Genomic DNA, 23,101 nt, shown 5'->3' with positions numbered 1-23,101 from the left:
ACGGAGGTCGGCGTGAGAAGCAGCGGCGACGGTACGGCTGGGGGTGGCCCCGAGCGCAGTCTCAGGGCGAGCGGTCCGTACCCTCCCCCCGGCTCACGGGCCCTCCCGGGTGGGGGATGCCCCCAGCCCGGCGGTGCGGCCCAACACGCTCCGCAGCGACCGACAGCGGTGCCGAGCAGCGGAGGGACGACGTCCATGGCGTCCGAGCAGATCGGCTATCGCGGCCCCACGGCCTGTGCGGCTGCCGGTATCACCTACCGGCAATTGGACTACTGGGCCCGCACGGGGCTCGTCGAGCCGAGCGTGCGCCCCGCACACGGGTCCGGGACACAGCGGCTGTACAGCTTCCGGGACGTCGTCGTTCTGAAGATCGTCAAGCGGTTCCTCGACACCGGGGTGTCGTTGCAGAACATCCGCACGGCTGTCCAGCACCTCAGGGAACGCGGTTTCAGCGATCTGGAGCGCATGACGCTGATGAGCGACGGCGCGACGGTCTACGAGTGCACCTCGCCCGACGAGGTGCACGCCCTGCTCCAGGGTGGGCAGGGGGTGTTCGGGATCGCCGTGGGCGTGGTGTGGCGGGACGTCGAGAGCGCGCTGTCCCAGCTGCACGGCGAGCGGATCGACACCGGCGAGACCCTGGTCGGGCCCAACCCTGCGGACGAACTGGCGCGTCGGCGCAACCGGGCCGTCTGAGCCGTCCTGCGGAGGGTGGACGGACACGATCGCTTGAGGCGGGACGTTTCGGCGCCGGGCCGCAAGCGGTTTCCCCTGCCGCTGTCGGGGTGGCCGCGCGAGGCGTTGTCAGTGGCGTAGGGCAGCATCGGAGGTGTGAGAACCGCGCCCACGATCCTGCATCTCGACATGGATGCCTTCTACGCCTCGGTGGAGCAGGCGTCCAAGCCGAGTCTGCGCGGCAAGGCCGTGGTCGTGGGCGGGCTCGGGCCGCGCGGGGTGGTGGCGACCGCCTCGTACGAGGCGAGGGTCTTCGGGGTGCATTCGGCGATGCCCATGGGGCAGGCCAGGCGGCTCGCGCCCCACGCCGCGTATCTCGTGCCGCGCTTCGACTTCTACCGCTCGATCAGCGAGCGTGTGATGGAGCTGCTGCGCGCTTTGTCGCCGTTGGTGGAGCCGCTGAGCCTGGACGAGGCGTTCGTGGACCTGGAGGCCGGGGGAGTGGCCTGGGACGAGCGGTCGGCGCGGCTGGCCGGGGTGAAGCTGCGCGCGGACATCCGGGCCGTCACGGGGCTGACGGGGTCGGTGGGTCTCGCCGCCTCCAAGATGCTCGCCAAGATCGCCTCGGAGGAGGCCAAGCCAGACGGGCTGGTGGTGATCGAGCCGGGCACCGAGCGGGCGATGCTCGGGCCGATGTCGGTGCGGACGCTGCCGGGGGTGGGGCCGGCGACCGGTGACCATCTGCGGCGGGCCGGCATCACCACGGTCGAGGAGATCGTCGAGGCGGGCGAGGACGAGCTGGTCCGGCTGCTGGGCAAGGCGCACGGGCACGGGCTGTACGCCATGGCGCTGGCGCGGGACGACCGGCCCGTGGTGGCGGAGCGCGAGGCCAAGTCGGTGTCCGTCGAGGACACCTACGACGTCGACATCCACGACCGGACGCGGGTGGGGCTGGAGGTGCAGCGGCTCGCCGAGCGGTGTGTGCGGCGGCTGCGCGGGGCCGGGCTGTCGGGGCGGACGATCGTGCTGAAGGTGCGGCGCTACGACTTCTCGACGCTCACGAGATCCGAGACGCTGCGCGGGCCGACGGACGATCCCGCGGTGATCCGGGAGGCGGCGGCCAGACTGCTGGACTCGGTCGACACGACGGGTGGGGTGCGGCTGCTCGGGGTGGGCGTGAGCGGGCTCGCCGATTACACGCAGGAGGACCTGTTCGCGCAGGCGGCGGGGGAGCGGGCGGTCGCCGAGGGCCCGGTCGAGGAGCACGCCCCGGCGCCGGTCGAGAAGCAGCCGGCGCCGGCCGAGCGCCGATGGCCCGCCGGGCGCGACGTGCGGCATGCCGAGTTCGGGCACGGCTGGGTGCAGGGCAGCGGCCTGGGGCGGGTCACCGTGCGGTTCGAGACGCCCTCCTCGGAGCCCGGGCGCGTGCGGACCTTCCGGATCGACGATCCGCAGCTGGAGGCGGCCGATCCGTTGCCGTTGGTGTTATCGGGGCCGGATGGGGGAGGCGAGGTGCCCGGAGCGAGGTCTCAGGCCGTCTCGTCGGTGCCCGCCAGCTTGCCGAAGTCGTGGTCGGGGAGCGGCGGCGGGGCGGCGACGTCGAGGCCGTAGTGGTGGTAGAGCTGAAGTTCCTGTTCGGGGGAGAGGTGGCGGCCCACGCCGAAGTCGGGGGCGTCCTTGATCAGGGCGCGGTCGAAGGGGACGTGCAGGGCCCCCTCGATCAGTTCGCTGGGCTCCAGGGGGACGAAAGCGTCCCTGCTGAACAGGCCGGTCCGTATGGCCGCCCACTCCGGCTCGCCGGTGGCGTCGTCGAGGTAGACCTCGTCGATCGTGCCGATCCTGGTCCCCCTGCGGTCGAACGCCTTGCGGCCGATCAGGTTGCGGGGATCGATATCGGTTCGCACGGGCCCTCCACATGGTCGCACCTCATCCGTAAGCACTACAAAACGGTACAAGTACGGATGCGGCCACTCGAAGGTTCGTGCGTTGACCTCGCTGGTACGCTGGCAGCGGCTGTTGACCCCGTGCGGGAGAGTCCTCCAGACGTCATCGGAGGCGCCGAAGGAGCAAATCCTCCCCGGAATCTCTCAGGCTCACGTACCGCACGGACGAGGTCACTCTGGAAAGCAGGGCGGGTGTCGACGGCTTCCGCTCTCACCGACGGTGAAAACCGGGCGCCCTCGGGCGATCCGGTGAAGCTCTCAGGTTGAGATGACAGAGGGGGAGGCCGTCCGGGTACCCGTGCCGTGGTGCCCCTCGCAGGTCGTGTCGACCAGGAGGCCTCCGTAATGACCGCCCACCGCATTCCGCTCTCCGAGCTCGAAGAGGCAGCCCCCTTCGAGCAGCGCCACATCGGCCCCGACCACGAGGCCTGCGCCAAGATGCTCGCGCACGTCGGCTACGGCTCGCTGGACGAGCTCACCGCCGCCGCGGTCCCGGCCGTGATCGCGAGCGCCGAGGCACTGGACCTGCCGGGCGCCCGCAGCGAGGCCGAGGTGATCGCCGAGCTGCGCTCGCTGGCCGACCGCAACCAGGTACTCGGCTCCATGATCGGCCTCGGCTACCACGGCACGTTCACGCCGCCGGTCATCCTGCGCAACGTCATGGAGAACCCGTCCTGGTACACGGCCTACACGCCGTACCAGCCCGAGATCTCGCAGGGCCGGCTCGAAGCGCTGCTGAACTTCCAGACCATGGTCGCCGACCTGACCGGACTGCCGACCTCCGGCGCCTCGCTGCTCGACGAGGGCACCGCGGCCGCCGAGGCCATGGCGCTGTCGCGGCGTCTGGGCAAGAACAAGAAGGGCCTGTTCCTGGTCGACGCGGACGCGCTGCCGCAGACCATCGCGGTGATCCGGACCCGCGCCGAGCCGACCGGCGTCGAGGTCGTCGTCGCCGACCTCGGCGACGGCATCCCCGCCGAGATCGCCCAGCGCGAGATCAACGGCGTGCTGATCCAGTACCCGGGCGCCTCCGGAGCCGTGCGGGACATCAAGCCCGTCATCGATCAGGCGCACGAACTCGGGGCGCTCGTCACGGTCGCCGCCGATCTGCTGGCGCTGACGCTGCTGAAGTCCCCCGGCGAGCTCGGGGCGGACATCGCGGTCGGGACGACGCAGCGCTTCGGCGTGCCCATGGGCTTCGGCGGTCCGCACGCCGGCTACATGGCCGTCCAGGACAAGATGGCGCGCAGCCTGCCGGGGCGGCTCGTCGGCGTGTCCGTCGACGCCGACGGCAACAAGGCCTACCGGCTGGCGCTGCAGACGCGTGAGCAGCACATCCGCCGGGAGAAGGCCACCAGCAACATCTGCACCGCGCAGGTGCTGCTCGCCGTCATGGCCGGCATGTACGCCGTCTACCACGGTCCGGAGGGCCTCAAGGGCATCGCGCGGCGCACCCACCGGTACGCCACCGTCCTCGCCGCCGGGCTCGCCAACGGCGGGGTCGAGGTCGTGCACGGCTCCTACTTCGACACGGTGACCGCGCGGATCGAGGGCCGCGCCGCCGAGGTCGTGGCCGCCGCCCGGGACAACGGGGTCAACCTGCGCCGCGTCGACGCCGACCACGTCTCCATCGCCTGCGACGAGACCACCACCCGCGCCCAGCTGCGGGCCGTGTGGGCCGCCTTCGGCGTCGAGGGCGTCGTCGAAGCGCTGGACGCGGCCACGCAGGAGGGGCTGCCGCAGGCGCTGCTGCGCACCGACGACTACCTGACGCACCCCGTCTTCCACCAGCACCGCTCCGAGACGGCCATGCTGCGCTACCTGCGCAAGCTGGCCGACCGGGACTACGCGCTCGACCGGGGCATGATCCCGCTGGGCTCCTGCACCATGAAGCTCAACGCGACCACGGAGATGGAGCCGGTCACCTGGCCCGAGTTCGGGCAGCTGCACCCCTTCGCCCCCGCCGAGCAGGCGGCGGGCTACCTCACCCTCATCCACGAGCTGGAGGACCGCCTCGCCGAGGTCACCGGCTACGACAAGGTCTCCCTCCAGCCGAACGCCGGGTCGCAGGGCGAGCTGGCCGGTCTGCTCGCCGTCCGCGGGTACCACCGGGCCAACGGCGACGAGCAGCGCACCGTGTGCCTGATCCCGTCGTCCGCGCACGGCACCAACGCCGCCAGCGCGGTCATGGCCGGCATGAAGGTCGTCGTCGTGAAGACCGCCGGGGACGGCGAGATCGACGTCGAGGACCTGCGGGCGAAGATCGAGCAGTACCGCGACGAGCTGGCCGTACTGATGATCACCTACCCGTCCACCCACGGCGTGTTCGAGGAGCACGTCGCCGACATCTGCGCGCAGGTGCACGAGGCCGGCGGGCAGGTCTACGTCGACGGGGCCAACCTCAACGCGCTCGTCGGGCTCGCCAAGCCGGGGCACTTCGGCGGCGACGTCTCGCACCTGAACCTGCACAAGACCTTCTGCATCCCGCACGGCGGCGGCGGCCCCGGCGTCGGCCCGGTGGCCGTGCGCGAACACCTCGCCCCGTACCTGCCGAACCACCCGCTGCAGCCCGAGGCGGGCCCCGAGACGGGCGTCGGGCCCATCTCCGCGGCGCCGTGGGGCTCGGCGGGCATCCTGCCCATCTCGTGGGCGTACGTGCGCCTCATGGGCGGCGAGGGGCTCAAGCGGGCCACGCAGGTGGCGGTGCTCAGCGCCAACTACATCGCCAAGCGGCTGGAGCCGCACTACCCGGTGCTCTACACCGGCCCCGGCGGCCTGGTCGCGCACGAGTGCATCATCGACCTGCGGCCCCTGACCAAGGCGACCGGGGTGAGCGTCGACGACGTCGCCAAGCGGCTCATCGACTACGGCTTCCACGCGCCGACCATGTCGTTCCCGGTGGCCGGGACGCTGATGATCGAACCGACCGAGTCGGAGGACCTCGCCGAACTCGACCGGTTCTGCGACGCGATGATCGCCATCCGCGCGGAGATCGAGAAGGTCGGCTCCGGTGAGTGGCCCGCGGAGGACAACCCGCTGCGCGGCGCCCCGCACACCGCCGGCGCGCTGGCCGGGGCGTGGGAGCACGCCTACAGCCGTGAGGAGGCCGTCTTCCCGGCCGGGGTCTCGCCCGCCGACAAGTACTGGCCGCCGGTGCGCCGCATCGACCAGGCCTACGGCGACCGCAACCTCGTGTGCTCCTGCCCGCCGCTGGACGCGTACGAGGACTGACCGGCCGCCCGGTCACGGGGAGGGGCTCCGCGGTGCGGGGCCCCTCCCGGCGTTCGCCGGGCCGTCAGGCGGTGGCGAGTGACACCTCGGTCGCCTTGACCAGGGCGACCACCGGGATCCCGGGCGACAGGGCGAGCTCGTCAGCGGCGTCCCTGGTGATCACGGCGGTCAGCTCGCCGCCCTCGACGGTGACGCGGACCGAGGCCATCGCGTCGCCGGCCACGATGTCCGTCACCGTGCCGGGGAGCTGGTTGCGGATCGACAGGCCCTCGATCGGGGCCGTGGCCAACGAGACCTCCGTGGACTTCATCAAGGCGCGCACGGCGGTGCCCGGGGTGAGACCGAGGTCCTCCGCGGCCTCACGGGTGATGGCGGCGGTGAGGTCCTGACCGCCATCGAGACGGACCCCGACCGCCGCCATGGCCTCGTCGGAGGTGACGGCGGTGACGGTGCCGGGGAGCTGGTTGCGGATGCTCAGGCTCATGGGTGCACGGTAGCCCCGGGGCCGCGCCGAGCCGGGGATGCGCGTGCCTGCGTCGGCGGTGCCGTCGCCCCCGGCGCTCAGACGCGGTCGATGTGGACGTTCGTCGACTTCACGCGGGCCGTGGCCTCCATGCCGACCTCCAGGCCCAGTTCCTCCACCGCCTCGCGGGTGAGCAGGGAGACGAGCCGGTGGGGGCCGGCCTGGATCTCCACCTGGGCGGCGACGTCGCCCAGCTTGATCGCCGTGACGATGCCGGGGAAGGCGTTGCGGGCCGAGGTGTAGGGGGTGTCCTCCTCGGTGGCTCCGGAGCGGGCGAGCTCGACCGAGAAGGCGGCCAGGTCCCGCCCGTCGATGAGCCGTCGACCGGTCTCGTCGCGGTGGGTCGTGACGCGCCCCGCGTCCGCCCAGCGCCGGGCGGTGTCGGGGCTCACGCCGAGCAGCCGTGCTGCCTGGCCGATCGTGTAGGACTGCATCCGGTCACGATAGGGGCGGGAAGAGGCGACGGCGGATGCGGGGTTGGCCATCGGGTATAACGCGATATAGCGTTAGTCGTCGAGTGGACGGCCGGGCGGAGTGCCCGGGGACCGGGGGTGGAGTGATGGTGGCCGAGATCGTGCGGAGCGCGGGATCGCCCGAGGTGAGGGCGTCGCACGCGGACCGGGACCGGACCGTGGAGGTACTGCGCGTCGCCGCGGGAGACGGCCGGCTGACCCTGGAGGAGCTCGACGAGCGACTGGAGGCCGCGCTGTCCGCCCGTACGGTCGGTGAGCTCGCCGTGCTGACGGCGGATCTGCCCGTGCCGGCCGGCCAGGCCGTCACCCAGGCCGAGGACGTGGTCCGAATCCGCCAGGAGGGGGCCTCGACCCGGCGGGGCGACGGCTGGGTGGTGCCCCGGCGGCTGGAGATCCGCTCGGCGTGGGGCGAGGTCACGCTCGACCTCACCGACGCGGTGATCGTCCACGACACGCTGGACATCGACCTGGACCTGCGCGCCGGTGCCCTGAAGCTTCTGACCCGGCCGGGCGTTGTCGTGGACACCGGTGGCCTGGACCTGCACTACTCCGGGATCAAGGCACGTCGGCCGGCCGACGCCCCCGTCCTGCTGCGGATACGGATCACGGGCGAGGTCCACTACGGGCAGATCGTGGTGCGCCCGCGGCGCCGGGGCTTCGGCCGGAGGGGCGCGACCGCCTGACTCAGCCCACGTGCACCCTCGGCCGCCGCTTCCGGTCCGGTTCCGCCTCCCGCAGCACCTCGCGGGTCACCGGCGCGACCTCGCCCTGGCCGAACAGGAAGAAGCGCAGGAGGTTGGCGAAGGGCCCGCCCTCGGTCCACTCGAAGTAGATGTGCGGCGTGCGGCCGGTCGCGTCGCGCACATACAGCAAGAGCGCCGCCAGGGCGTTGGGGATGGAGGACGACTCCAGGGTCAGCACCCGGTAGCGGCCGTGCAGCACCTCGCCCCGCACGGTCAGCCCCGCTTCGAACTCGGACGGGTCGGTCACCGTCACCTCGACGAAGACGAAGTCCTCCTGTCCGGGTACGTCGTTGTCGTGCCGGATCTGCTCGATCTTGTCGCGGTACTCGGCGATGTCGCGCCGGTCGGGCTCGTTGGCGATGAACCGCATCCGGCGGCTGGCCATGTCCCGGACGAAGCGTTCCGCCATGTCGTCCAGCGTCACGCTGGTCACGCGCAGTTCGAACGCCCGGGCCAGCCGTGACAGCAGGGACACCAGAATGATGCCGGCGATGAAGCAGCCGCCGATCTTCACGCCGTCGGGGCGCTCGATGACGTTGAGCACGGTCGTGTAGAGGAACACCGCGGAGATCACCGCGAAGGCGAGGGTCCAGTTCCGCTGGCGGGCCTTGCGGGCGGCGATGGTCACGGCGATCGCGGCGGAGCTGATGAGGACAAGCACACCGGTGGCGTAGGCACCGCCCTGGGCGTTGACGTCCGCGTCGAAGATCCAGGTCACCAGGAAGGCGATCAGGGTGAAGACGATGACCATGGGCCGCACCGCCCGGGCCCAGTGCGGGGCCATGCCGTAGCGGGGCAGGTAGCGCGGCATCAGGTTGAGCAGGCCCGCCATCGCGGAGGCGCCTGCGAACCACAGGATGGCGATCGTCGAGATGTCGTAGACCGTGCCGAAGGTGTTGCCCAGGTAGTCGTGCGCCAGGTAGGCGAGCGCCCGGCCGTTGGCCTGGCCGCCCGACTCGAACTCCTTCTCCGGGATGAGGAGGGTGGTGATGAAGCTGGTGGTGATGAGGAAGCCGCTCATGATCACAGCGGCGGTGGTGAGCAGCTTCCTGGTGTCGCGGACGCGGCCGGCCGGGCGGGCCTCCGTGTCGCCCGGGTCGCCCTTGACGTGAGGCATCACCGCGACACCCGTCTCGAACCCGGAGAGGCCGAGGGCCAGCTTCGGGAAGACGAGCAGGGCGACGCCGATCATCGCGAAGACGTTGCTGTGCTGGGCGGTGAGCGCGCTCGACCAGTCGGCGACCACATGGCCCGCGGTGGCCACGTGGTAGAGGCCGACGACCACCACGACCGCGTTCAGCGCCAGATAGGCACCGACGAGGGCGACCGCGACGCCGACCGCCTCCAGGAACCCCTTGAGGAACACCGCCCCGAGCAGGGCCACGAGGATCAGCGTGATCAGCATCCGGTGGTCCTGGAGCACACCGGTCAGATGCGGGTTCTCCACGAGGTGGGTGGAGGCGTCGGCCGCCGACAGGGTGATGGTGATGAGGAAGTCGGTGGCGGCGAAGCCCAGCAGCGTCAGCACGAAGAGCTTGCCCTGCCAGAAGGACAGCAGCCGTTCCAGCATCGCGATCGAGCCCTCGCCGTGCGGGCTCTCCTCGGCCACGCGGCGGTAGACGGGCAGGGCCCCGGCCAGCGTGACGACGACCAGGACGATGGTCGCGATCGGTGACAGCAGTCCGGCGGCGAGGGCCGCGATGCCCGGCTGGTAGCCGAGGGTCGAAAAGTAGTCGACACCGGTCAGGCACATCACCCGCCACCAGGGCTGACCCCGGTACGGCGGCTTCGGCTCCGCGTGCGGCCCGGTGTGGCCGCCGCCCTTGCCCATGTCGGACAGGCCCTCCAGCATCCAGGCGCGCAGGCGGCTGGGGGCGTTGGGCTCCGGACGGCTCGGTGCCGGGTGCTCGGTGGTGGCCATCGACGTGCTCCCGTGTGCGGATCGGCGGGTTTCCGGCCATCGCCGGACAGCCCGATCAGCGTAAGCGGAGCGTGATGCCGTGGCCCGGGGATGAGCGGGCCGAGCGCGTCAAACTTCCGTTAAGACTGGCGGGCGGGGCGGCGCCACCCGCGAAAACGCGAGCTGAGAGGCCGTGAGACGGCCCAGTCGGCGGAGTGGGCGGCCCTGGCCGGCCGGCGCGCGGGTGGATACCGTGCGTGATCACTCCCGCGCCCGTCTCGGAACGTTCGCGCCCTCTCCCGAATGTTTCGCCCTCAGTCCTCACGCCCATTGCCGGTGAAAGATTCACCGTGCACAGGGGGTTGCCACCGTTTGGGCGCTGTCTCTAGGGTGCGGCAACAGCGAAGCTTTCTGGATCTCATTCGAAACTTTCGAGGAGCGCATGATGGGCGACCCGGCACTGTCCCGCCGCAGCTTCCTGGGGGCCTCCGCCGCTGCCGGACTGGGGATGACGGCCCTGACCGCATGCGGCGGAGAGGACAAGGGGTCGTCGGGGACGACCACCATCGAGTGGTGGAACATCTCCACCACGCAGCCGGCCAAGGGCGTCTGGGCCGCTCTCGCCCGCAAGTACGAGGCGCAGAACCCCAAGGTCAAGATAAAGATCGTCCAGTTGGAGAACGACGCCTACAAGTCGAAGATGACGGCCCTGACCGCCTCCGGGAAGCTGCCCGACATCTTCCACACCTGGGGCGGCGGCGTGCTCAAGCAGCAGGTCGACGCCGGGCTCGTCGAGAACCTCACCGACCGGACCAAGCCCTGGGGCGACGCCCTGCTGCCGGTCGCCCGGGAGCCGTACCTCTTCGACGACCAGGCCTACGGCGTTCCGTTCGACATCGGCATGATCGGCTTCTGGTACAACAAGGCGCTCTTCGCGAAGGCCGGCATCGCGGAACCGCCGGCCACCTGGGACGGCTTCCTCGACGCCGTACGCAAGCTCAAGGCCGCCAAGGTCACCCCGCTGGCACTGGCCGGCAAGGAGAAGTGGCCCGGCATGTACTACTGGGCCTACCTCGCGATGCGCACTGCCGGCGCCGACGCGCTCGAGAAGGCCTACGCCGCCAAGGACTTCACCGGAGCGCCCTTCGTCGAGGCGGGCGAGCACCTCAAGGAACTGGTCGGTCTCCAGCCGTTCCAGAAGGGCTACCTAGGCGCCGCCTATTCCACCCCCACCGGCCAGGCCGCCACCGTCGGCAACGGCAAGGCGGCGATGGAACTCATGGGCCAGTGGGCGCCCACGGTCCAGGCCGACGCGGGCAAGGGCCTCGGCAAGGACCTCGGATTCTTCCCGTTCCCGGCCGTGGAGGGCGGCAAGGGCGCCCTCACCGAGGTGTTCGGCGGCGGGGGCGGGCACGCGCTGCGCCGGGGCGCCCCTCAGGAGGCCGTCGACTTCCTCAAGTTCTTCGCGTCCGAGGCCACCGACCGGGAACTGGTCAAGAAGACCGGTGTCCTGCCCGTGGTGCCCACGGCCGAGAGCGCCATGGCCGACCCCAACCTCAAGGCCGTCCAGGCCCAGTTGAAGGCCGCCACCGGCTTCCAGCTCTACCTGGACCAGGCGTACGCGCCCGCCGTCGGACAGGAGGTCAACGACAGCGTGGCCGGGCTCATCGCCGGCTCCAAGTCGCCCGGCCAGGTCGCCCAGTCGATCACGAAGACCGCGAAGGAAGAGCAGTAGCCGGCGATGACCTCCACGTTCCTGCCGGACAAACGGACCCGCCGCGGCGCCGGTTCCCCGCCCCCGGCGCCGGAGCGGCCCACGGGGCGGTCCCGGCGCCGCGCACTGCACTGGCTCACCGCGGCCGGCTTCCAGCTCCCTGCCCTGGTGCTGTTCATGGGGCTCGTGCTGCTGCCGATGCTGTTCGCCCTGTACGCCGCGTTCTTCCGCTGGGGCGGCTTCGGCATGCCCTCCGACTACATCGGCGGCGAGAACTTCACCCGGCTCTTCCAGGACGACGTCTTCCTCGGCGACCTGTGGCGCTGCCTGCTCCTGGTCGTGCTGTCACTCGCCGTCCAGCTGCCGTTCGCGCTCGCCATGGCCGTGCTGCTCAACCAGCGGGTGCGCGGCCGGGCGGTGTACCGGATGCTGTTCTTCGCCCCGTACGTCCTGTCGGAGGCCATCACCGGAATCCTCTTCGGCATGATCTTCGCCCCGGACGACGGCTTCGCCGACCAGGTCCTCGGCAAGATCGGACTGTCCGGGCTGGGCGGCGAGTGGTTCGCGGACCCCTCCACCGTCATGGCGACCGTGTTCCTGGTCATGACCTGGAAGTACTTCGGCTTCCACATGATGCTGTACCTGGCCGCGCTCCAGGCCGTGCCGAAGGAACTGACCGAGGCGGCGCTCATCGACGGCGCCAGTGCCTGGCAGCGGTTCCGCAACGTGACGCTGCCCCTGCTCGCGCCCACCCTGCGCATCAGCGTGTTCCTGGCGGTCATCGGCTCGATCCAGCTCTTCGACCTGGTGTGGGTGACCACGGCGGGCGGTCCCGACCACCACTCCGAGACCATGGCCGTGACCATGTTCCAGTACGGCTTCAAGCGCTACCAGGTCGGTTATGCCAGCGCGATCAGCGTGGTCATGTTCGGCATCAGCCTCGTCTTCGCCCTCGCCTACCAGCGGTTCGTCCTGCGACGCGACCTCCAGGGGGCCACCACGACCATGCGGGGGGACGGAAAGTGACAGCCAGTCGGAAGACCCGTGGGGGCGCCAGGGTCTGGAGCCTGCACCTCGTCCTGACCGTCGTCGGCGCGGTCATGGCCGTCCCCCTGCTCTACGCCGTGCTCTCCGGCTTCAAGACGACCGACGAGCTCTCCCGCAACCCGGTCGGCCTGCCCGAGTCGTGGGTGACCTCCAACTACACCCAGATCCTCGGCTCGGGGGACTTCTGGCGGCTGATCGGCAACAGCACGCTGATCGCGGTGGGCACGACCGTCCTGGTCGTCGCGGTGTCCGCGCTGTCGGCCTTCTCCTTCGCGCGGTTCGCCTTCCGGGGCCGGGAGGCGCTGTTCACCCTGTTCACCATGGGGCTGATGTTCCCGTTCGCGGTGGCCGCCCTGCCGCTGTTCCTGCTGCTGCGCTCCCTGGACCTGCTGGACAACCCGCTCGGCGTGATCCTCCCGCAGGCCGCCTTCGGACTGCCGATGACGATCATCATCCTGCGCGGCTTCTTCCGGCAGATCCCCGGGGAGCTGGAGGAGGCGGCCACGCTCGACGGGTGCACCTCCTTCGGCTTCTTCTGGCGGGTGCTGCTGCCCATGGCACGGCCCGCCCTCGGCACGGTCTCCGTACTGGCAGTCGTCACCAGCTGGAACAACTTCTTCCTGCCGCTGCTGGTGTTCACCGACGCGCAGTGGTGGACGCTGCCGATCGGCGTCCAGCAGTTCCAGGGGCAGTACTCCGCGGAGTACGCCAAGGTCTTCGCCTATCTGGTGCTGGCCATGGTGCCCGCCCTCGCCTTCTACTCGGTCGCCGAGCGCCAGCTCGTCGGCGGCCTCACCGCCGGCGCCACCAAGGGCTGACGCGCGCCGCGAACGTACGGCTCTGTTCTCCCCGTCCCCGTCGTGAGGAGTCGCACCATGCGCAAGAACCGTCTCAGACTCGCCGGCGCCGTCACGGCGCTCCTGATCGCCGCCGGCATCGGCGCCGGCACGCCCGCCCAGGCGAGTCACCAGCAGCCCACCCTCGCCGACCTCGCCCAGCGGCACGGCCGCTACTTCGGCAGCGCCACCGACAACCCCGAGCTCGTGGACGGGCCGTACAAGGCCCTGCTCGGCAGCGAGTTCGACCAGATCACCCCCGGCAACGGCATGAAGTGGTACGCCACCGAGCCCGAGCAGGGCGTGTTCGACTTCTCGGCCGGCGACGAGATCGTGAACCTCGCCCGGGCCAACCGGCAGAAGGTGCGCGGCCACACGCTGGTCTGGCACAGCCAACTGCCCGAATGGATCACGAACAGGCAGTGGACGGCACCCGAGCTGAGGGCCGTGCTGAAGAAGCACATCCAGACCGAGGTGCGCCACTACCGGGGCAAGGTGTTCGCCTGGGACGTCGTGAACGAGGCCTTCAACGAGGACGGCACCTACCGGGAGTCGGTGTTCTACAAGACGCTCGGGCCCGGCTACATCGCCGACGCGCTGCGCTGGGCGCACCAGGCCGATCCGCGCGTCAAGCTCTACCTCAACGACTACAACATCGAGGGGATCGGTCCGAAGAGCGACGCGTACTACAAGCTGGCCAAGGAGCTCAAGGCCAAGGGCGTCCCGCTGCACGGCATCGGCCTCCAGGCCCACCTGGCCCTGCAGTACGGCTATCCCACGACGCTGGAGGACAACCTGCGCCGCTTCTCCCGGCTCGGCCTCGACACCGCGCTCACCGAGGTCGATATACGGATGCAGCTGCCCGCCACGGACGAGAAGCTGGCCCAGCAGGCCCAGTGGTACGCCGACCTGACCGAGGCGTGCCTGGCGGTCCGCCGCTGCGTCGGCATCACCCTGTGGGACTACACCGACAAGTACTCGTGGATCCCGGCGTTCTTCCCCGGCGAGGGCGCCGCCCTGCCGTGGGACGAGGAGCTGCGGCCCAAGCCGGCGTACTTCGCGCTGCGCGAGGTGCTCGGCGCGAAGTAGCGGGGGTGGGCGGCGCCCTGCCGGGCCGGGGACGCCACCACAGTCGGCCCGATCACGTGGCGGGCCCGTGCCCGCCACGAGAACCGGGCCGGCTCGGGGCCGTGAGGCTGCGAGGATGCGCTGTGTGGTGACGGATGCGAAGTGGGAGCGGATTCGGGGGAGTCTGCGCTACGGGCAGGTGGTGCGGGGCACTGTGGTGGCGGTGCCCAGGCCCGGGGCGATCGGCGTCTTCGTGGACATCGGAAGGGGCGTCGGGGGCTTCGTCGACGTTCTGCTGCTGCCGGAACGGGCGGAACACTGGCCCGCCGAAGGAACCATCACCGATTTCGAGGTCTGGTGGGCGGACCGCCGTCAGCAGATCCGGCTGAAGCCGTGCGACCAGCGGTATGTGCGGGAGGACTTCGCGGACTTCGTCGCACGTGTCAGACCCGGTTGGCCGGCCGACATCGGCCGGCCCGTTCGCGACGGCGGGCCGGTCACGGCGCAGGAGCTCGCTTCGCTGCTTGATCGCCAGGAGTGCCGCGAGGTGTGAGACGGGCGGACCGGCCCGTGCCCGGTGGTGGTGGCGGACACTGCGGTTCTTTCCATGGCTGCGCCGACAGCCTCGCCGTGCCGGGCTCAGCCGGGAGGTGCGGTGCTCGCGCGTACCACCAGGTCGGTGCCGAGCTCGACCCGCGGGGAGTCCGGCTGCTCGTCGCGGGTGAGCCCGAGTGCCGTGCGCACGGCCAGCCTGCCCATGTCGGCCAGGGGCTGGCGGACCGTCGTCAGGGGCGGCGAGGACCAGCGGACCTCCGGGAGATCGTCGAAGCCGACCACGCTCATGTCCTGCGGCACCCGCAGCCCTCGCCGGCGCAGTGCCTCGATCGCGCCGAGCGCCATCCGGTCACCGGCAGCGAACAGGGCCGTCGGCGGTTCGGGCAGGTCGAGCAGGGTGGCGCAGGCGGTGAATCCGGACTCGGGGCGGAAGTCCCCGGTGACGATCAGGGACGCGTCCGGCGTGAGGCCGGCACCTTCCAGGGCCGCGCGGTACCCGTCCAGCCGGGCCCGGGAGCACAGCAGGCCGGGCGGGCCGGCGATCAGGCCGATCCTGCGGTGGCCGAGGGACAGCAGGTGCTCGGTGGCCGCCAGTCCGCCCGACCAGTTCGCGGCGCCGATCGTGGGGGCGCCCGGGGAGGGGGAGCCCGCCGGGTCGACGACCACCAGGGGCACGCCGAGGATCCGCAGTTCCTCGTGCAGCGTCGCATCCAGGGCGGAGGTGACCAGGACGACCCCGTCGGAGGCGCGCGCCCTCAGGTTGCGCATCCACGCGCGGGCGTCGCCCGACCGCCCGTGGACCGCCGACACCACGGTGCCGATCCCTTCCGCGTGGGCGACCTCCTCGACCCCGCGGATGATCTCCACGGCCCAGGGGCTGTCGAGGTCGTCGAAGACCAGGTCGAGCAGGGCCGCGCGGTTGCCCGGGGCAGCGGGGCGTCTGCGGTAGCCGTGCCGGTGCAGCAGGTCCTCGACACGGGCCCGGGTCTGCGGCGACACGTCGGACCGGCCGTTGACGACGCGGGACACGGTCGGTACGGACACGCCGGCCTGCCGGGCGATCTCCGTGATGGTGACCTTTCCCCCGGCGCCGGCCTCACGTACTCCCACTTGCCCCACCTCCGTCGACGGTGACCGCGAAACTTCCAGGAGTCTTCCGGAAGACGGGCATCCCTGGGAAGGCTGCTGGGCGGGAACGGGACGTGGCAGCGGGTCACGGAGCGTGACGGGGCCCGGGTGCGCGTCGGGGCCGGTGCGCAGGGTGTCCTGCGGCCGGCCCCTCATCTCTGCCGACGGGTCGTCGCCCCGCCGAACGGCCTCAGGCGGCCGTCATCACCTGGCCGGCCGGCGGACGGTGCGGGGCGATGGCCCGGCCGTCCGGCAGGAGCTCGCCGGTGTCCTCGAAGAGCACCACGCCGTTGCACAGCAGGCTCCATCCCTGCTCCGGGTGGTGCGCCACGAGGCGGGCGGATTCCCGGTCGGCGGAGTCGGCTGAGGGGCACTGGGTCTGGTGCTGGCACATGGGTGGGATCTTTCGCTGGGTCGAGACGGACGATGGGACTTCGTTGGCTGACGTGTCTGTTCCGCGGCTAGAAGTGTCGTTCATGGCCGCCCCCCGTTGTGATAAGTCGTCGGAACCCAGTGTTGCCCCACGGGCGTGGATCCGCAGGGATTTCGCCGCACCGCTTCTCACAGGTTCAGGACGCGTCACCCGCGCGGACGGTTCATCCCAACTGGGGTGTCCCTTCGGGTGGTTCGCAGTGGCCGGATAGGGCTAGTCCGCTCGGGGCGAGGGCCGTTCCGGCTCGTACGAGCCGATGGCGGCTCGCCTGAGCGAACATGCGAGCGGAAGGTGATCGCGCGAGGGGGAGAAGTGACCGCGCGGACGGCTTGGCGGTGGACGAAGAACCCCGCCGCCGGATTGCGGCGACGGGGCAGGGGAACTCGTGGCTCTTCAGGCGGGCGAGCCCAGCAATCTGGTGGGAGCCACCCGGTGGGTCAGTACGGGGAGGAGTTCCGCGACGCGGTGCGGGCGGTGGGCCGCGATGCCGGGAGGGGCGGGCGCGAGCGGGACGAGCAGGTCGGTGGCGGCGGGGTGGCCGGCGGCACCGTCGGCGGCGCAGTCCTCGTGCAGCCAGAGCGTCAGCATGTACAGGCCCGGCACCGACAGCAGGCGGGGCTGGTACGGCTGCGGCATGGTCTCCGCCTGGCGCAGGGCGCGCTCGGTGGAGGTGATGTACGGGCCCTCGAAGAAGTGCGAGAAGGCCCAGCCGTCGGGGGTCAGCATGGTCTCCGCCGCGGCCACCGCGCGGTCGCCGCAGCGGATCAGGAAGCGCCACCCGGCCAGCCGGGTGGCGGAGACGCCCTCGGCCGTGACGTGGTCGAGAACGTGGACGGGCAGCGGGAGCTCGGGTGTGGCGGGTCCCTGGGTGCCGAGCAGGGAGGGAGTTCGGGCTTCGCGGACCGCGGTGGGAGAGGAGAGCGCGGTGAGGACGGAACGGAGTGCGGGCGCGGGAGCCGGAGGGACATGCAGCGGCATGGTGGGTCGCCTCTCATTCAAAGGCACGGTGGCGCGAGGGCGGGGGCGGACGGCGCTGTCAGCTCACGAGGGTCAGAGAGGCAGGGGCCGGGTCGTGAACGAGAGGAGGGTGGGGTCCGCGTCGCCTCGACGGCAGGACCCGTCGACCGTGGGCGCCAACCTTCTGCCTTGTTCGCGGAGTTTATACGACACGGGTTCAGACTGTGTTTCGTCTAGTCGTTTCCGGTGAGTAGAACAAGGGTACATTCGGTCGGCGATACGCGAGAATCATCCCGATTCCGGCTGCGGGTACGCGGCGATGACCTCGGCGAATGTCCGTGGGCCGGTCGGCCTATTCTCGTCGGCGTTTTTCACGAGTTCGTGAGGGGCCGGAACCGTCCGGCGCGTCATGCCGCGTGAATGTGCCACCGGTCACACATGACCAGCGTAGCGGCCGCCGGGCCGGCCCGGGACGTTATCGATCGCTTTTGCTGGGCATCCTCCACCTGACCGGGACCCAGGCAGCCGGATCCCGGCCCGCATCACCGAGAAGGGACGCTTCGATGGGGGAGAAGGTCGTGGCAGGGCGGTTCGACCTGTCCGATCGCCAGCGCTACCGTGACAAGCTGCGTCAGTGTCTGACGGGCTTGGAGCGACTCCTGGCGGAGAAGCGGTTCGACCGCCCCAAGAACCTCATGGGGCTGGAGATCGAATTGAATCTCGCGGGCGCCGACGGCATGCCCAAAATGTTGAACGGGCAAGTCCTCGAGCGCATCGCGAGTCGCGATTTCCAAACAGAACTCGCCATGTTCAATCTGGAAGTCAACATTCCCCCACACCGCCTGGGAGGTCGGGTATTCGACCGGCTCGCGGAGGAACTCCGTACGTCGCTGGCATATGCCGACCGAAAAGCGGGCGAGGTCGACGCCGGTATTGTGATGATCGGTATTCTGCCGACTCTGGACCGTGACGACCTGGTGTCGTCGAACCTCTCCGACGTCGACCGCTACACCCTCCTGAACGATCAGATCGTGGCCGCCCGGGGCGAGGAGTTCACCCTCGACATCGACGGGGTGGAGCACCTGAGCTGCACCTCGAAGTCCATCGCTCCCGAGGCCGCCTGCACCTCCGTGCAGTTGCACCTCCAGGTCACCCCGGCCCGCTTCGCCGACGTGTGGAACGCGGCCCAGGCGGTCGCCGCCGCGCAGATCGCCGTCGGGGCCAACTCGCCGTTCCTGTTCGGCCGTGAGCTGTGGCGCGAGTCGCGGCCGCCGCTGTTCCAGCAGTCCACCGACACCCGCCCGCCCGAGCTCCAGGCCCAGGGCGTCAGGCCCCGCACCTGGTTCGGGGAGCGCTGGATCACCTCGGCGTACGACCTCTTCGAGGAGAACCTGCGCTACTACCCGGCCCTGCTGCCGATCTGCGACGACGAGGACCCGCTGAAGGTCATCGACCAGGGCGGCACGCCCTCGCTCGCCGAGCTCGTCCTGCACAACGGCACGATCTACCGCTGGAACCGCCCGGTCTACGGCGTCGCCGACGGCGTCCCGCACCTGCGCGTGGAGAACCGCGTCCTGCCGGCCGGACCCACCGTCATCGACGTCGTCGCCAACGCGGCCTTCTTCTACGGGGTCGTCCGGGCGCTCGCCGAGGAGTCCCGGCCGGTGTGGTCCCGGCTGCCCTTCGAGGCGGCCGCCGCCAACTTCGACGCCGCGTGCAAGGACGGCATCGACGCCCGCTTCACCTGGCCCCGGCGCGGCCGGTACAGCGGCACGACCGAGGTCGACGCGGTGAGCCTGATCCGCGACGAGCTGCTGCCGCTGGCCGAGGCCGGGCTGGACGCCTGGGGCATCGAGCCGGCCGACCGCGATCTGTACCTGGGCGTGATCGAGGAGCGCTGCCGGCGCCGGGTGAACGGGGCGAGCTGGCAGGCCGCCACCTTCCACACCGCGCTGGACGCCGGCCTCTCCCGGGACGACGCGCTGGCCGCCACGACCCGGCGCTACCGCGAGCTGATGCACAAGGGAGAGCCGGTGCACCACTGGCCGGTGGGGCTGCCGGAGCCGGTGTCGCTGGGCTGATGCCGCCGCCGGGCCGGCCTCCCGCTGCCGCCATACTGATCCGACAGGTCGGTGAAGTGGAGGCGGGTGTGCAGGCGGAGGCGAGCCCGGTGGGCGAATCCATTCCCCAGCAGGGGCTCTCGCGGCGGATGCTCCGCCACGAGACCCTGCTCGTCCTCGCGCTCTCGCTGGGCGCGAGCGGGGTGTCCGCGCTGATCAGCTTCATCGGGTCGGTCACCAAGCCGGGCGGGCTCAAGGACCAGGCGGCCACGATGAACGCCTCGGCCGCGCCCGGCCGGCCCTGGCTCGACCTCGCCTGGCAGCTCTTCGGGATCTCCACGGCGCTCGTGCCCGTGGCGCTCGTCGCGCACTTCCTGCTGCGGGAGAACGCGAGTCTGCGCACGATCGGCTTCGACCGCACGCGCCCCTGGCCCGACCTCGGCCGTGGGGCGGCGGTCGCGGCCGTCATCGGCAGCACCGGCATCGCCTTCTACCTCGCGGCCCGCGGCCTCGGCTTCAACCTCACCGTGGTGCCCGAGGCGCTGCCGGAGGTGTGGTGGAAGTACCCGGTGCTGATCCTCTCGGCGATCCAGAACGCCGTGCTGGAGGAAGTGATCGTCGTCGGCTACCTGTTGCGCCGCATGGGCCAGCTGGGCTGGACGCCGACGGCCGCGCTGGCCGGCAGTGCGGTGCTGCGCGGGTCGTACCACCTCTACCAGGGCATCGGCGGCTTCGTCGGGAACATGGTCATGGGCGTCGTCTTCGTCTTTCTCTACCGCCGCTGGGGCCGCGTCGGCCCGCTCGTGGTAGCCCACTCGCTGCTCGACATCGGGGCGTTCGTCGGGTACGCGCTGCTGGCGGGCAAGGTGGGCTGGCTGCCGACGGCCTGAAGCACGGGGACAGGGGCGTACGACACCGTCGTACGCCCCTGTCCCCGTCGCTAGACCAGGAGATCGCCCTCGATGACGGTGACGGCCCTGCCGGTCAGCAGGGTGCGGTCGCCCCGCAGCTCCGTGCGCACACGGCCGGAGCGGGGTGAGGCCTGGAGCCCCGTGAGGCGGGGACGGCCCAGACGCTCGGCCCAGAAGGGGGCGAGCGCGGTGTGGGCGCTGCCGGTCACCGGGTCCTCGTCGATGCCGACGTTCGGGAAGAAGCAGCGCGAGACGAAGTCGTAGCCCCGGGCGGGGTCCTCGGCACGGGCGGTGGCGATGATGCCCCGCTCGGAGTGGGCGGCCAGGGCCTTCGGGTCGGGGCTGAGGGCGTGCACCGTCTTCTCGTCGGCGACCTCGACGAGCAGGTCGCCGACGTTCGGGCCGGTGTCGAGGACGGTGAGCGGCTCGGCACCCAGGGCTCGGGCCAGGCCGTCCGGCGGGTCGAGGCGGGTGAGCGGGGCCGTCGGGAAGTCCATGGTGACCGAGCCGTCCGCGGCGGGGGTGGTGACCAGGACGCCGCTGCGGGTGGCGAACCGCACCGGACCCTCGTGGGCGCCGGTCGTGTGCAGGACGTGGGCGGTGGCGAGGGTCGCGTGGCCGCACATCGCGACCTCGGCGGCCGGTGTGAACCAGCGCAGCGCCCAGTCGGCCGCGGCCCCCTCGGGGAGACGGTGGGCGAAGGCCGTCTCGGCGTGGTTGACCTCCAGGGCGACGTTCTGCAGCCAGGTGTCGTCCGGGAAGGCGTCCGCGTCGGTCAGGAGCAGGACCCCGGCCGGATTGCCGGAGAAGGGGTGATCGGTGAAGGCGTCGACGATCCGGATTCGCATGCCGCGACGCTACGGCTCCGCCGACGCCGCAGGCCAAGGCCAATTCGCGGGTGGCGGCCTGGTTCGGCGGTCCGGGCCCCGCCTGAGGGTCTTGCCTGTCCCGCAGTTACCGATATATCGTTGAAGCATCGCGACAGATCAACGATGGAATGGAGAGTGGTTGCGATGCGTACCCACGGATTCGAGCGTGGACATGGACACGGCGGCCCGCACCCCGGCCGGGGCGGCTTCGAAGGACTGCGTGCGGCCTTCGGTCCGTTCGGTCCCGGAGGCCCGGGCTGGGGCGGTCCCGGCGGACCGGGCTTCGGTCCGGGCCCCTGGGGCGGGCGAGGGCGCGGCGGGCCGAGGGGGAGGGCGCGGCGCGGTGACGTGCGGACCTCGATCCTGGTTCTGCTGAAGGACCGGCCGATGCACGGCTACGAGATGATCCAGGAGATCGCCGAGCGCAGCGGCGGGGCGTGGAAGCCCAGCCCCGGCTCGGTGTACCCGACCCTCCAGCTGCTGGAGGACGAGGGGCTGATCGTCAGTGCGTCCGAGGGCGGCAAGAAGCTGTTCTCCCTCACCGAGGCGGGCCGTGAGGCGGCCGGGGAGGGTCCCGAGGCGCCCTGGGAGGAGGCCTCCCGCGGGGTCGACTGGGAGGCCCTCGGCGAGATCCGCCAGGCCGGTTTCGGTCTGATGGAGGCCTTCGGCCAGGTCTGGAAGACCGGCAGCAAGGAGCAGCGGGAGAAGGCGCTCGGTGTCATCAACGAGGCCCGCAAGAAGCTGTATCTCATCCTCGCCGACGAGGACTGAGCGGCACGGCGCACGAGGCGCCCCCGGAGCGGTCCGGGGGCGCCTCGGCGTTGCGGGGGTCAGGTCACCAGCCCGGCCAGCCTGCGCAGCGACTCGTGCAGGGCCGCCGTGGCCGAGTCCTTGAGCCTGCCCGCCATCAGGGACACCGTCGCGCCCGTGAACTCACCGTCGATGCGGACCGTCGTGGCGTCGCCGTCCGGCGTCAGGGTGTAGCGCGTCCCGACGGTCACCGCCATCGGGCCCTTGCCGCGGAGGGCGAGCACACGGGCCGGTTCCAGCTGCTCGACGGTCCACGCCACCTCGGCCGGGAAGTTCATCAGCCGCATGTTCTCCTGGAACCGCGCGCCCACTTCGAGGGGCTCGGGACCCCCCGCGGGGAAACTCGTGTGGGTCGCGTTCCACTCGCCGTACATCGACCAGTCCGTGAGTCTCGCCCACACCTTCTCGGCCGGCGCCCCGATGCGTGCTTGCGCGCTGACTTCGGCCATGCGACCACCTCTTCGTGTCGGGCTGGGTGTCGCGGAACGTAGCCGCGACGGTCGCAATGTTCCATACTGACGAACCGTCAGCTTCGGCGGCGTCCCTCCACAGCCGCCTGATCTCCTCCGCAAGGAGGAGATTCGGGCCTGCGGAGTCCACTTCCCGTGGGACGCGAAGATGCTTCCCGCCGGGGATGCCCCGGGCCCTCGGGGCTGATGGGGTAGGGGTGTGCAACCTTGTACCCCCCGGCAGTCGGCCCGTGAGCACGGCATCCAGCGCGTGGACAACGATGCCAGGCTCAGTGACGAGCTGGCGTCGGTGATCAGCGGTGCCCGGCGCCGGGCGGTCCGGGACGGCGACCGGCAGATCGACACCGCCCATCTGCTCCACTCGCTGCTGGAGTCCGAGCCGCAGGCGCGTGCCGTCTTCGGCGAGGGGCCGCAGATCGCGCGGCTGCTCGGCTACCTCGTCCAGCGCAGCATCGGCTACGGCCTGCGCTGGCAGAGCGGTGTGGAGGATTCCGGGGCCGTCCCCACGGTGGCCGGGACGGCCGGATTCTCCCCGCTCGCCGCCGCGTCCCTGGAGTGCGCCTGCCGACGTGCCGCCGTGCGCGGAGAGCAGGCCCGTGGCACCGACCTGCTCGCGGCGATCGTCGTCGACCCGCAGGCGCGCGCGGTGGAGGTGCTGACACGGGCCGGCATCGACCCGCACGAGGTGTTCGCCCGGCTCGACGGCTGGTCCGGCCTCCCCGAGGAGTGCGGCGAAGGCACCTGCTGAGCCGCCC

General features: G+C 71.2%; 22 protein-coding genes and 1 riboswitch. Of the genes, 13 read left to right on the top strand and 9 right to left on the bottom strand.

Annotated features, from left to right (window positions below; all coding sequences use genetic code 11):
- Nucleotides 1–12: 12 nt before the first annotated feature.
- Together AB0I06_RS32745 and AB0I06_RS32740 are read left to right on the top strand one after the other, a co-directional pair.
- The gene (locus tag AB0I06_RS32745) at nucleotides 13–696 is read left to right on the top strand and encodes a MerR family transcriptional regulator (protein ID WP_363122497.1); all 684 of its coding nucleotides are present in this window, start codon (nucleotides 13–15) and stop codon (nucleotides 694–696) included.
- A 135-nt stretch (nucleotides 697–831) separates the two neighbouring features.
- The gene (locus tag AB0I06_RS32740) at nucleotides 832–2,286 is read left to right on the top strand and encodes a DNA polymerase IV (protein WP_363122496.1); all 1,455 of its coding nucleotides are present in this window, start codon (nucleotides 832–834) and stop codon (nucleotides 2,284–2,286) included.
- Here the strand turns inward: AB0I06_RS32740 and AB0I06_RS32735 are convergent.
- Entirely contained in the window at nucleotides 2,205–2,579 is a 375-nt protein-coding gene (locus AB0I06_RS32735) for a PRC-barrel domain-containing protein (protein ID WP_363122495.1), read from the bottom strand. The two genes, AB0I06_RS32740 and AB0I06_RS32735, sit on opposite strands and share 82 nt — an antisense overlap.
- Nucleotides 2,580–2,692: 113 nt before the next feature.
- Nucleotides 2,693–2,788: riboswitch (glycine riboswitch) on the top strand.
- Between the two features lie 175 nt (nucleotides 2,789–2,963).
- On the opposite strand from AB0I06_RS32735, the gene gcvP reads away from it, so the two are divergent.
- Nucleotides 2,964–5,849, top strand: coding sequence for an aminomethyl-transferring glycine dehydrogenase (gene gcvP, locus AB0I06_RS32730; protein ID WP_363122494.1), 2,886 nt, complete (start codon nucleotides 2,964–2,966; stop codon nucleotides 5,847–5,849).
- Between the two features lie 64 nt (nucleotides 5,850–5,913).
- Here the strand turns inward: gcvP and AB0I06_RS32725 are convergent, their stop codons facing one another.
- Together AB0I06_RS32725 and AB0I06_RS32720 are read right to left on the bottom strand one after the other, a co-directional pair.
- The gene (locus AB0I06_RS32725) at nucleotides 5,914–6,333 is read right to left on the bottom strand and encodes a TOBE domain-containing protein (protein ID WP_363122493.1); all 420 of its coding nucleotides are present in this window, start codon (nucleotides 6,331–6,333) and stop codon (nucleotides 5,914–5,916) included.
- Between the two features lie 77 nt (nucleotides 6,334–6,410).
- Nucleotides 6,411–6,806, bottom strand: coding sequence for a helix-turn-helix transcriptional regulator (locus AB0I06_RS32720; protein ID WP_363122492.1), 396 nt, complete (start codon nucleotides 6,804–6,806; stop codon nucleotides 6,411–6,413).
- Between the two features lie 125 nt (nucleotides 6,807–6,931).
- Between AB0I06_RS32720 and AB0I06_RS32715 the strand changes: the two genes are divergently transcribed.
- On the top strand, nucleotides 6,932–7,528 hold the full coding sequence (locus AB0I06_RS32715) for a DUF1707 domain-containing protein (protein ID WP_363122491.1): 597 nt from the start codon (nucleotides 6,932–6,934) through the stop codon (nucleotides 7,526–7,528).
- Between the two features lies 1 nt (nucleotide 7,529).
- Here the strand turns inward: AB0I06_RS32715 and AB0I06_RS32710 are convergent, their stop codons facing one another.
- The gene (locus AB0I06_RS32710; RefSeq protein WP_363122490.1) at nucleotides 7,530–9,509 is read right to left on the bottom strand and encodes an amino acid transporter; all 1,980 of its coding nucleotides are present in this window, start codon (nucleotides 9,507–9,509) and stop codon (nucleotides 7,530–7,532) included.
- A gap of 424 nt (nucleotides 9,510–9,933) precedes the next feature.
- On the opposite strand from AB0I06_RS32710, the gene AB0I06_RS32705 reads away from it, so the two are divergent.
- The 5 genes from AB0I06_RS32705 (at nucleotide 9,934) to AB0I06_RS32685 (ending at nucleotide 14,706) form a co-directional block, all read left to right on the top strand.
- The gene (locus AB0I06_RS32705; RefSeq protein WP_363122489.1) at nucleotides 9,934–11,223 is read left to right on the top strand and encodes an extracellular solute-binding protein; all 1,290 of its coding nucleotides are present in this window, start codon (nucleotides 9,934–9,936) and stop codon (nucleotides 11,221–11,223) included.
- 6 nt (nucleotides 11,224–11,229) lie between these two features.
- Nucleotides 11,230–12,228 carry a sugar ABC transporter permease gene (locus AB0I06_RS32700; protein WP_363122487.1) on the top strand — a complete coding sequence of 333 codons (999 nt, stop codon included), beginning with the start codon at nucleotides 11,230–11,232 and terminating at the stop codon, nucleotides 12,226–12,228.
- 74 nt (nucleotides 12,229–12,302) lie between these two features.
- Nucleotides 12,303–13,067 carry a carbohydrate ABC transporter permease gene (locus tag AB0I06_RS32695; protein WP_363122506.1) on the top strand — a complete coding sequence of 255 codons (765 nt, stop codon included), beginning with the start codon at nucleotides 12,303–12,305 and terminating at the stop codon, nucleotides 13,065–13,067.
- Between the two features lie 57 nt (nucleotides 13,068–13,124).
- A complete protein-coding gene (locus AB0I06_RS32690) occupies nucleotides 13,125–14,174 on the top strand; it encodes an endo-1,4-beta-xylanase (protein ID WP_363122486.1) in 1,050 nt (349 codons plus the stop codon).
- Nucleotides 14,175–14,301: 127 nt separating this feature from the next.
- On the top strand, nucleotides 14,302–14,706 hold the full coding sequence (locus AB0I06_RS32685; protein WP_363122485.1) for a hypothetical protein: 405 nt from the start codon (nucleotides 14,302–14,304) through the stop codon (nucleotides 14,704–14,706).
- An 86-nt stretch (nucleotides 14,707–14,792) separates the two neighbouring features.
- Here AB0I06_RS32685 and AB0I06_RS32680 read toward each other — a convergent pair whose 3' ends face one another.
- The 3 genes from AB0I06_RS32680 to AB0I06_RS32670 all read right to left on the bottom strand — a co-directional run bounded on the left by AB0I06_RS32680 (nucleotide 14,793) and on the right by AB0I06_RS32670 (nucleotide 17,247).
- On the bottom strand, nucleotides 14,793–15,818 hold the full coding sequence (locus AB0I06_RS32680) for a LacI family DNA-binding transcriptional regulator (RefSeq protein WP_363122484.1): 1,026 nt from the start codon (nucleotides 15,816–15,818) through the stop codon (nucleotides 14,793–14,795).
- A 208-nt stretch (nucleotides 15,819–16,026) separates the two neighbouring features.
- On the bottom strand, nucleotides 16,027–16,230 hold the full coding sequence (locus AB0I06_RS32675; protein ID WP_352119691.1) for a DUF5999 family protein: 204 nt from the start codon (nucleotides 16,228–16,230) through the stop codon (nucleotides 16,027–16,029).
- Nucleotides 16,231–16,662: 432 nt separating this feature from the next.
- Nucleotides 16,663–17,247 (bottom strand): hypothetical protein, encoded by a 585-nt coding sequence (locus tag AB0I06_RS32670; protein WP_363122483.1) that lies wholly within the window; start codon nucleotides 17,245–17,247, stop codon nucleotides 16,663–16,665.
- Nucleotides 17,248–17,789: 542 nt separating this feature from the next.
- On the opposite strand from AB0I06_RS32670, the gene AB0I06_RS32665 reads away from it, so the two are divergent.
- Nucleotides 17,790–19,307, top strand: coding sequence for a glutamate-cysteine ligase family protein (locus AB0I06_RS32665; protein WP_363122482.1), 1,518 nt, complete (start codon nucleotides 17,790–17,792; stop codon nucleotides 19,305–19,307).
- Nucleotides 19,308–19,375: 68 nt separating this feature from the next.
- Entirely contained in the window at nucleotides 19,376–20,176 is an 801-nt protein-coding gene (locus AB0I06_RS32660; protein WP_363122481.1) for a type II CAAX endopeptidase family protein, read from the top strand.
- Between the two features lie 50 nt (nucleotides 20,177–20,226).
- Here AB0I06_RS32660 and AB0I06_RS32655 read toward each other — a convergent pair whose 3' ends face one another.
- Nucleotides 20,227–21,045, bottom strand: a complete 819-nt coding sequence (locus AB0I06_RS32655) for a PhzF family phenazine biosynthesis protein (protein ID WP_363122480.1) — start codon at nucleotides 21,043–21,045, stop codon at nucleotides 20,227–20,229.
- Nucleotides 21,046–21,210: 165 nt separating this feature from the next.
- Between AB0I06_RS32655 and AB0I06_RS32650 the strand changes: the two genes are divergently transcribed.
- Nucleotides 21,211–21,837 carry a PadR family transcriptional regulator gene (locus tag AB0I06_RS32650; protein ID WP_363122479.1) on the top strand — a complete coding sequence of 209 codons (627 nt, stop codon included), beginning with the start codon at nucleotides 21,211–21,213 and terminating at the stop codon, nucleotides 21,835–21,837.
- 59 nt (nucleotides 21,838–21,896) lie between these two features.
- Here the strand turns inward: AB0I06_RS32650 and AB0I06_RS32645 are convergent, their stop codons facing one another.
- Nucleotides 21,897–22,325, bottom strand: coding sequence for an SRPBCC family protein (locus AB0I06_RS32645; RefSeq protein ID WP_363122478.1), 429 nt, complete (start codon nucleotides 22,323–22,325; stop codon nucleotides 21,897–21,899).
- Nucleotides 22,326–22,596: 271 nt separating this feature from the next.
- On the opposite strand from AB0I06_RS32645, the gene AB0I06_RS32640 reads away from it, so the two are divergent.
- Nucleotides 22,597–23,094 carry a Clp protease N-terminal domain-containing protein gene (locus AB0I06_RS32640; protein ID WP_363122477.1) on the top strand — a complete coding sequence of 166 codons (498 nt, stop codon included), beginning with the start codon at nucleotides 22,597–22,599 and terminating at the stop codon, nucleotides 23,092–23,094.
- Nucleotides 23,095–23,101 lie beyond the last annotated feature (7 nt).

It is taken from the genome of Streptomyces sp. NPDC050674, from assembly GCF_040654575.1.
Taxonomy (GTDB): Bacteria; Actinomycetota; Actinomycetes; order Streptomycetales; family Streptomycetaceae; genus Streptomyces.
This window is presented reverse-complemented; position numbering and strand designations above follow the sequence as displayed.

Bases quoted from the DNA above. Each gene is read 5' to 3' on its own strand.
- gcvP (WP_363122494.1), top strand. From the start codon at position 2,964: ATGACCGCCCACCGCATTCCGCTCTCCGAGCTCGAAGAGGCAGCCCCC.
- AB0I06_RS32725 (WP_363122493.1), bottom strand. From the start codon at position 6,333: ATGAGCCTGAGCATCCGCAACCAGCTCCCCGGCACCGTCACCGCCGTC.
- AB0I06_RS32720 (WP_363122492.1), bottom strand. From the start codon at position 6,806: ATGCAGTCCTACACGATCGGCCAGGCAGCACGGCTGCTCGGCGTGAGC.
- AB0I06_RS32715 (WP_363122491.1), top strand. From the start codon at position 6,932: ATGGTGGCCGAGATCGTGCGGAGCGCGGGATCGCCCGAGGTGAGGGCG.
- AB0I06_RS32710 (WP_363122490.1), bottom strand. From the start codon at position 9,509: ATGGCCACCACCGAGCACCCGGCACCGAGCCGTCCGGAGCCCAACGCC.
- AB0I06_RS32705 (WP_363122489.1), top strand. From the start codon at position 9,934: ATGGGCGACCCGGCACTGTCCCGCCGCAGCTTCCTGGGGGCCTCCGCC.
- AB0I06_RS32700 (WP_363122487.1), top strand. From the start codon at position 11,230: ATGACCTCCACGTTCCTGCCGGACAAACGGACCCGCCGCGGCGCCGGT.
- AB0I06_RS32695 (WP_363122506.1), top strand. From the start codon at position 12,303: ATGGCCGTCCCCCTGCTCTACGCCGTGCTCTCCGGCTTCAAGACGACC.
- AB0I06_RS32690 (WP_363122486.1), top strand. From the start codon at position 13,125: ATGCGCAAGAACCGTCTCAGACTCGCCGGCGCCGTCACGGCGCTCCTG.
- AB0I06_RS32675 (WP_352119691.1), bottom strand. From the start codon at position 16,230: ATGTGCCAGCACCAGACCCAGTGCCCCTCAGCCGACTCCGCCGACCGG.
- AB0I06_RS32670 (WP_363122483.1), bottom strand. From the start codon at position 17,247: ATGCCGCTGCATGTCCCTCCGGCTCCCGCGCCCGCACTCCGTTCCGTC.
- AB0I06_RS32665 (WP_363122482.1), top strand. From the start codon at position 17,790: ATGGGGGAGAAGGTCGTGGCAGGGCGGTTCGACCTGTCCGATCGCCAG.
- AB0I06_RS32655 (WP_363122480.1), bottom strand. From the start codon at position 21,045: ATGCGAATCCGGATCGTCGACGCCTTCACCGATCACCCCTTCTCCGGC.
- AB0I06_RS32650 (WP_363122479.1), top strand. From the start codon at position 21,211: ATGCGTACCCACGGATTCGAGCGTGGACATGGACACGGCGGCCCGCAC.
- AB0I06_RS32645 (WP_363122478.1), bottom strand. From the start codon at position 22,325: ATGGCCGAAGTCAGCGCGCAAGCACGCATCGGGGCGCCGGCCGAGAAG.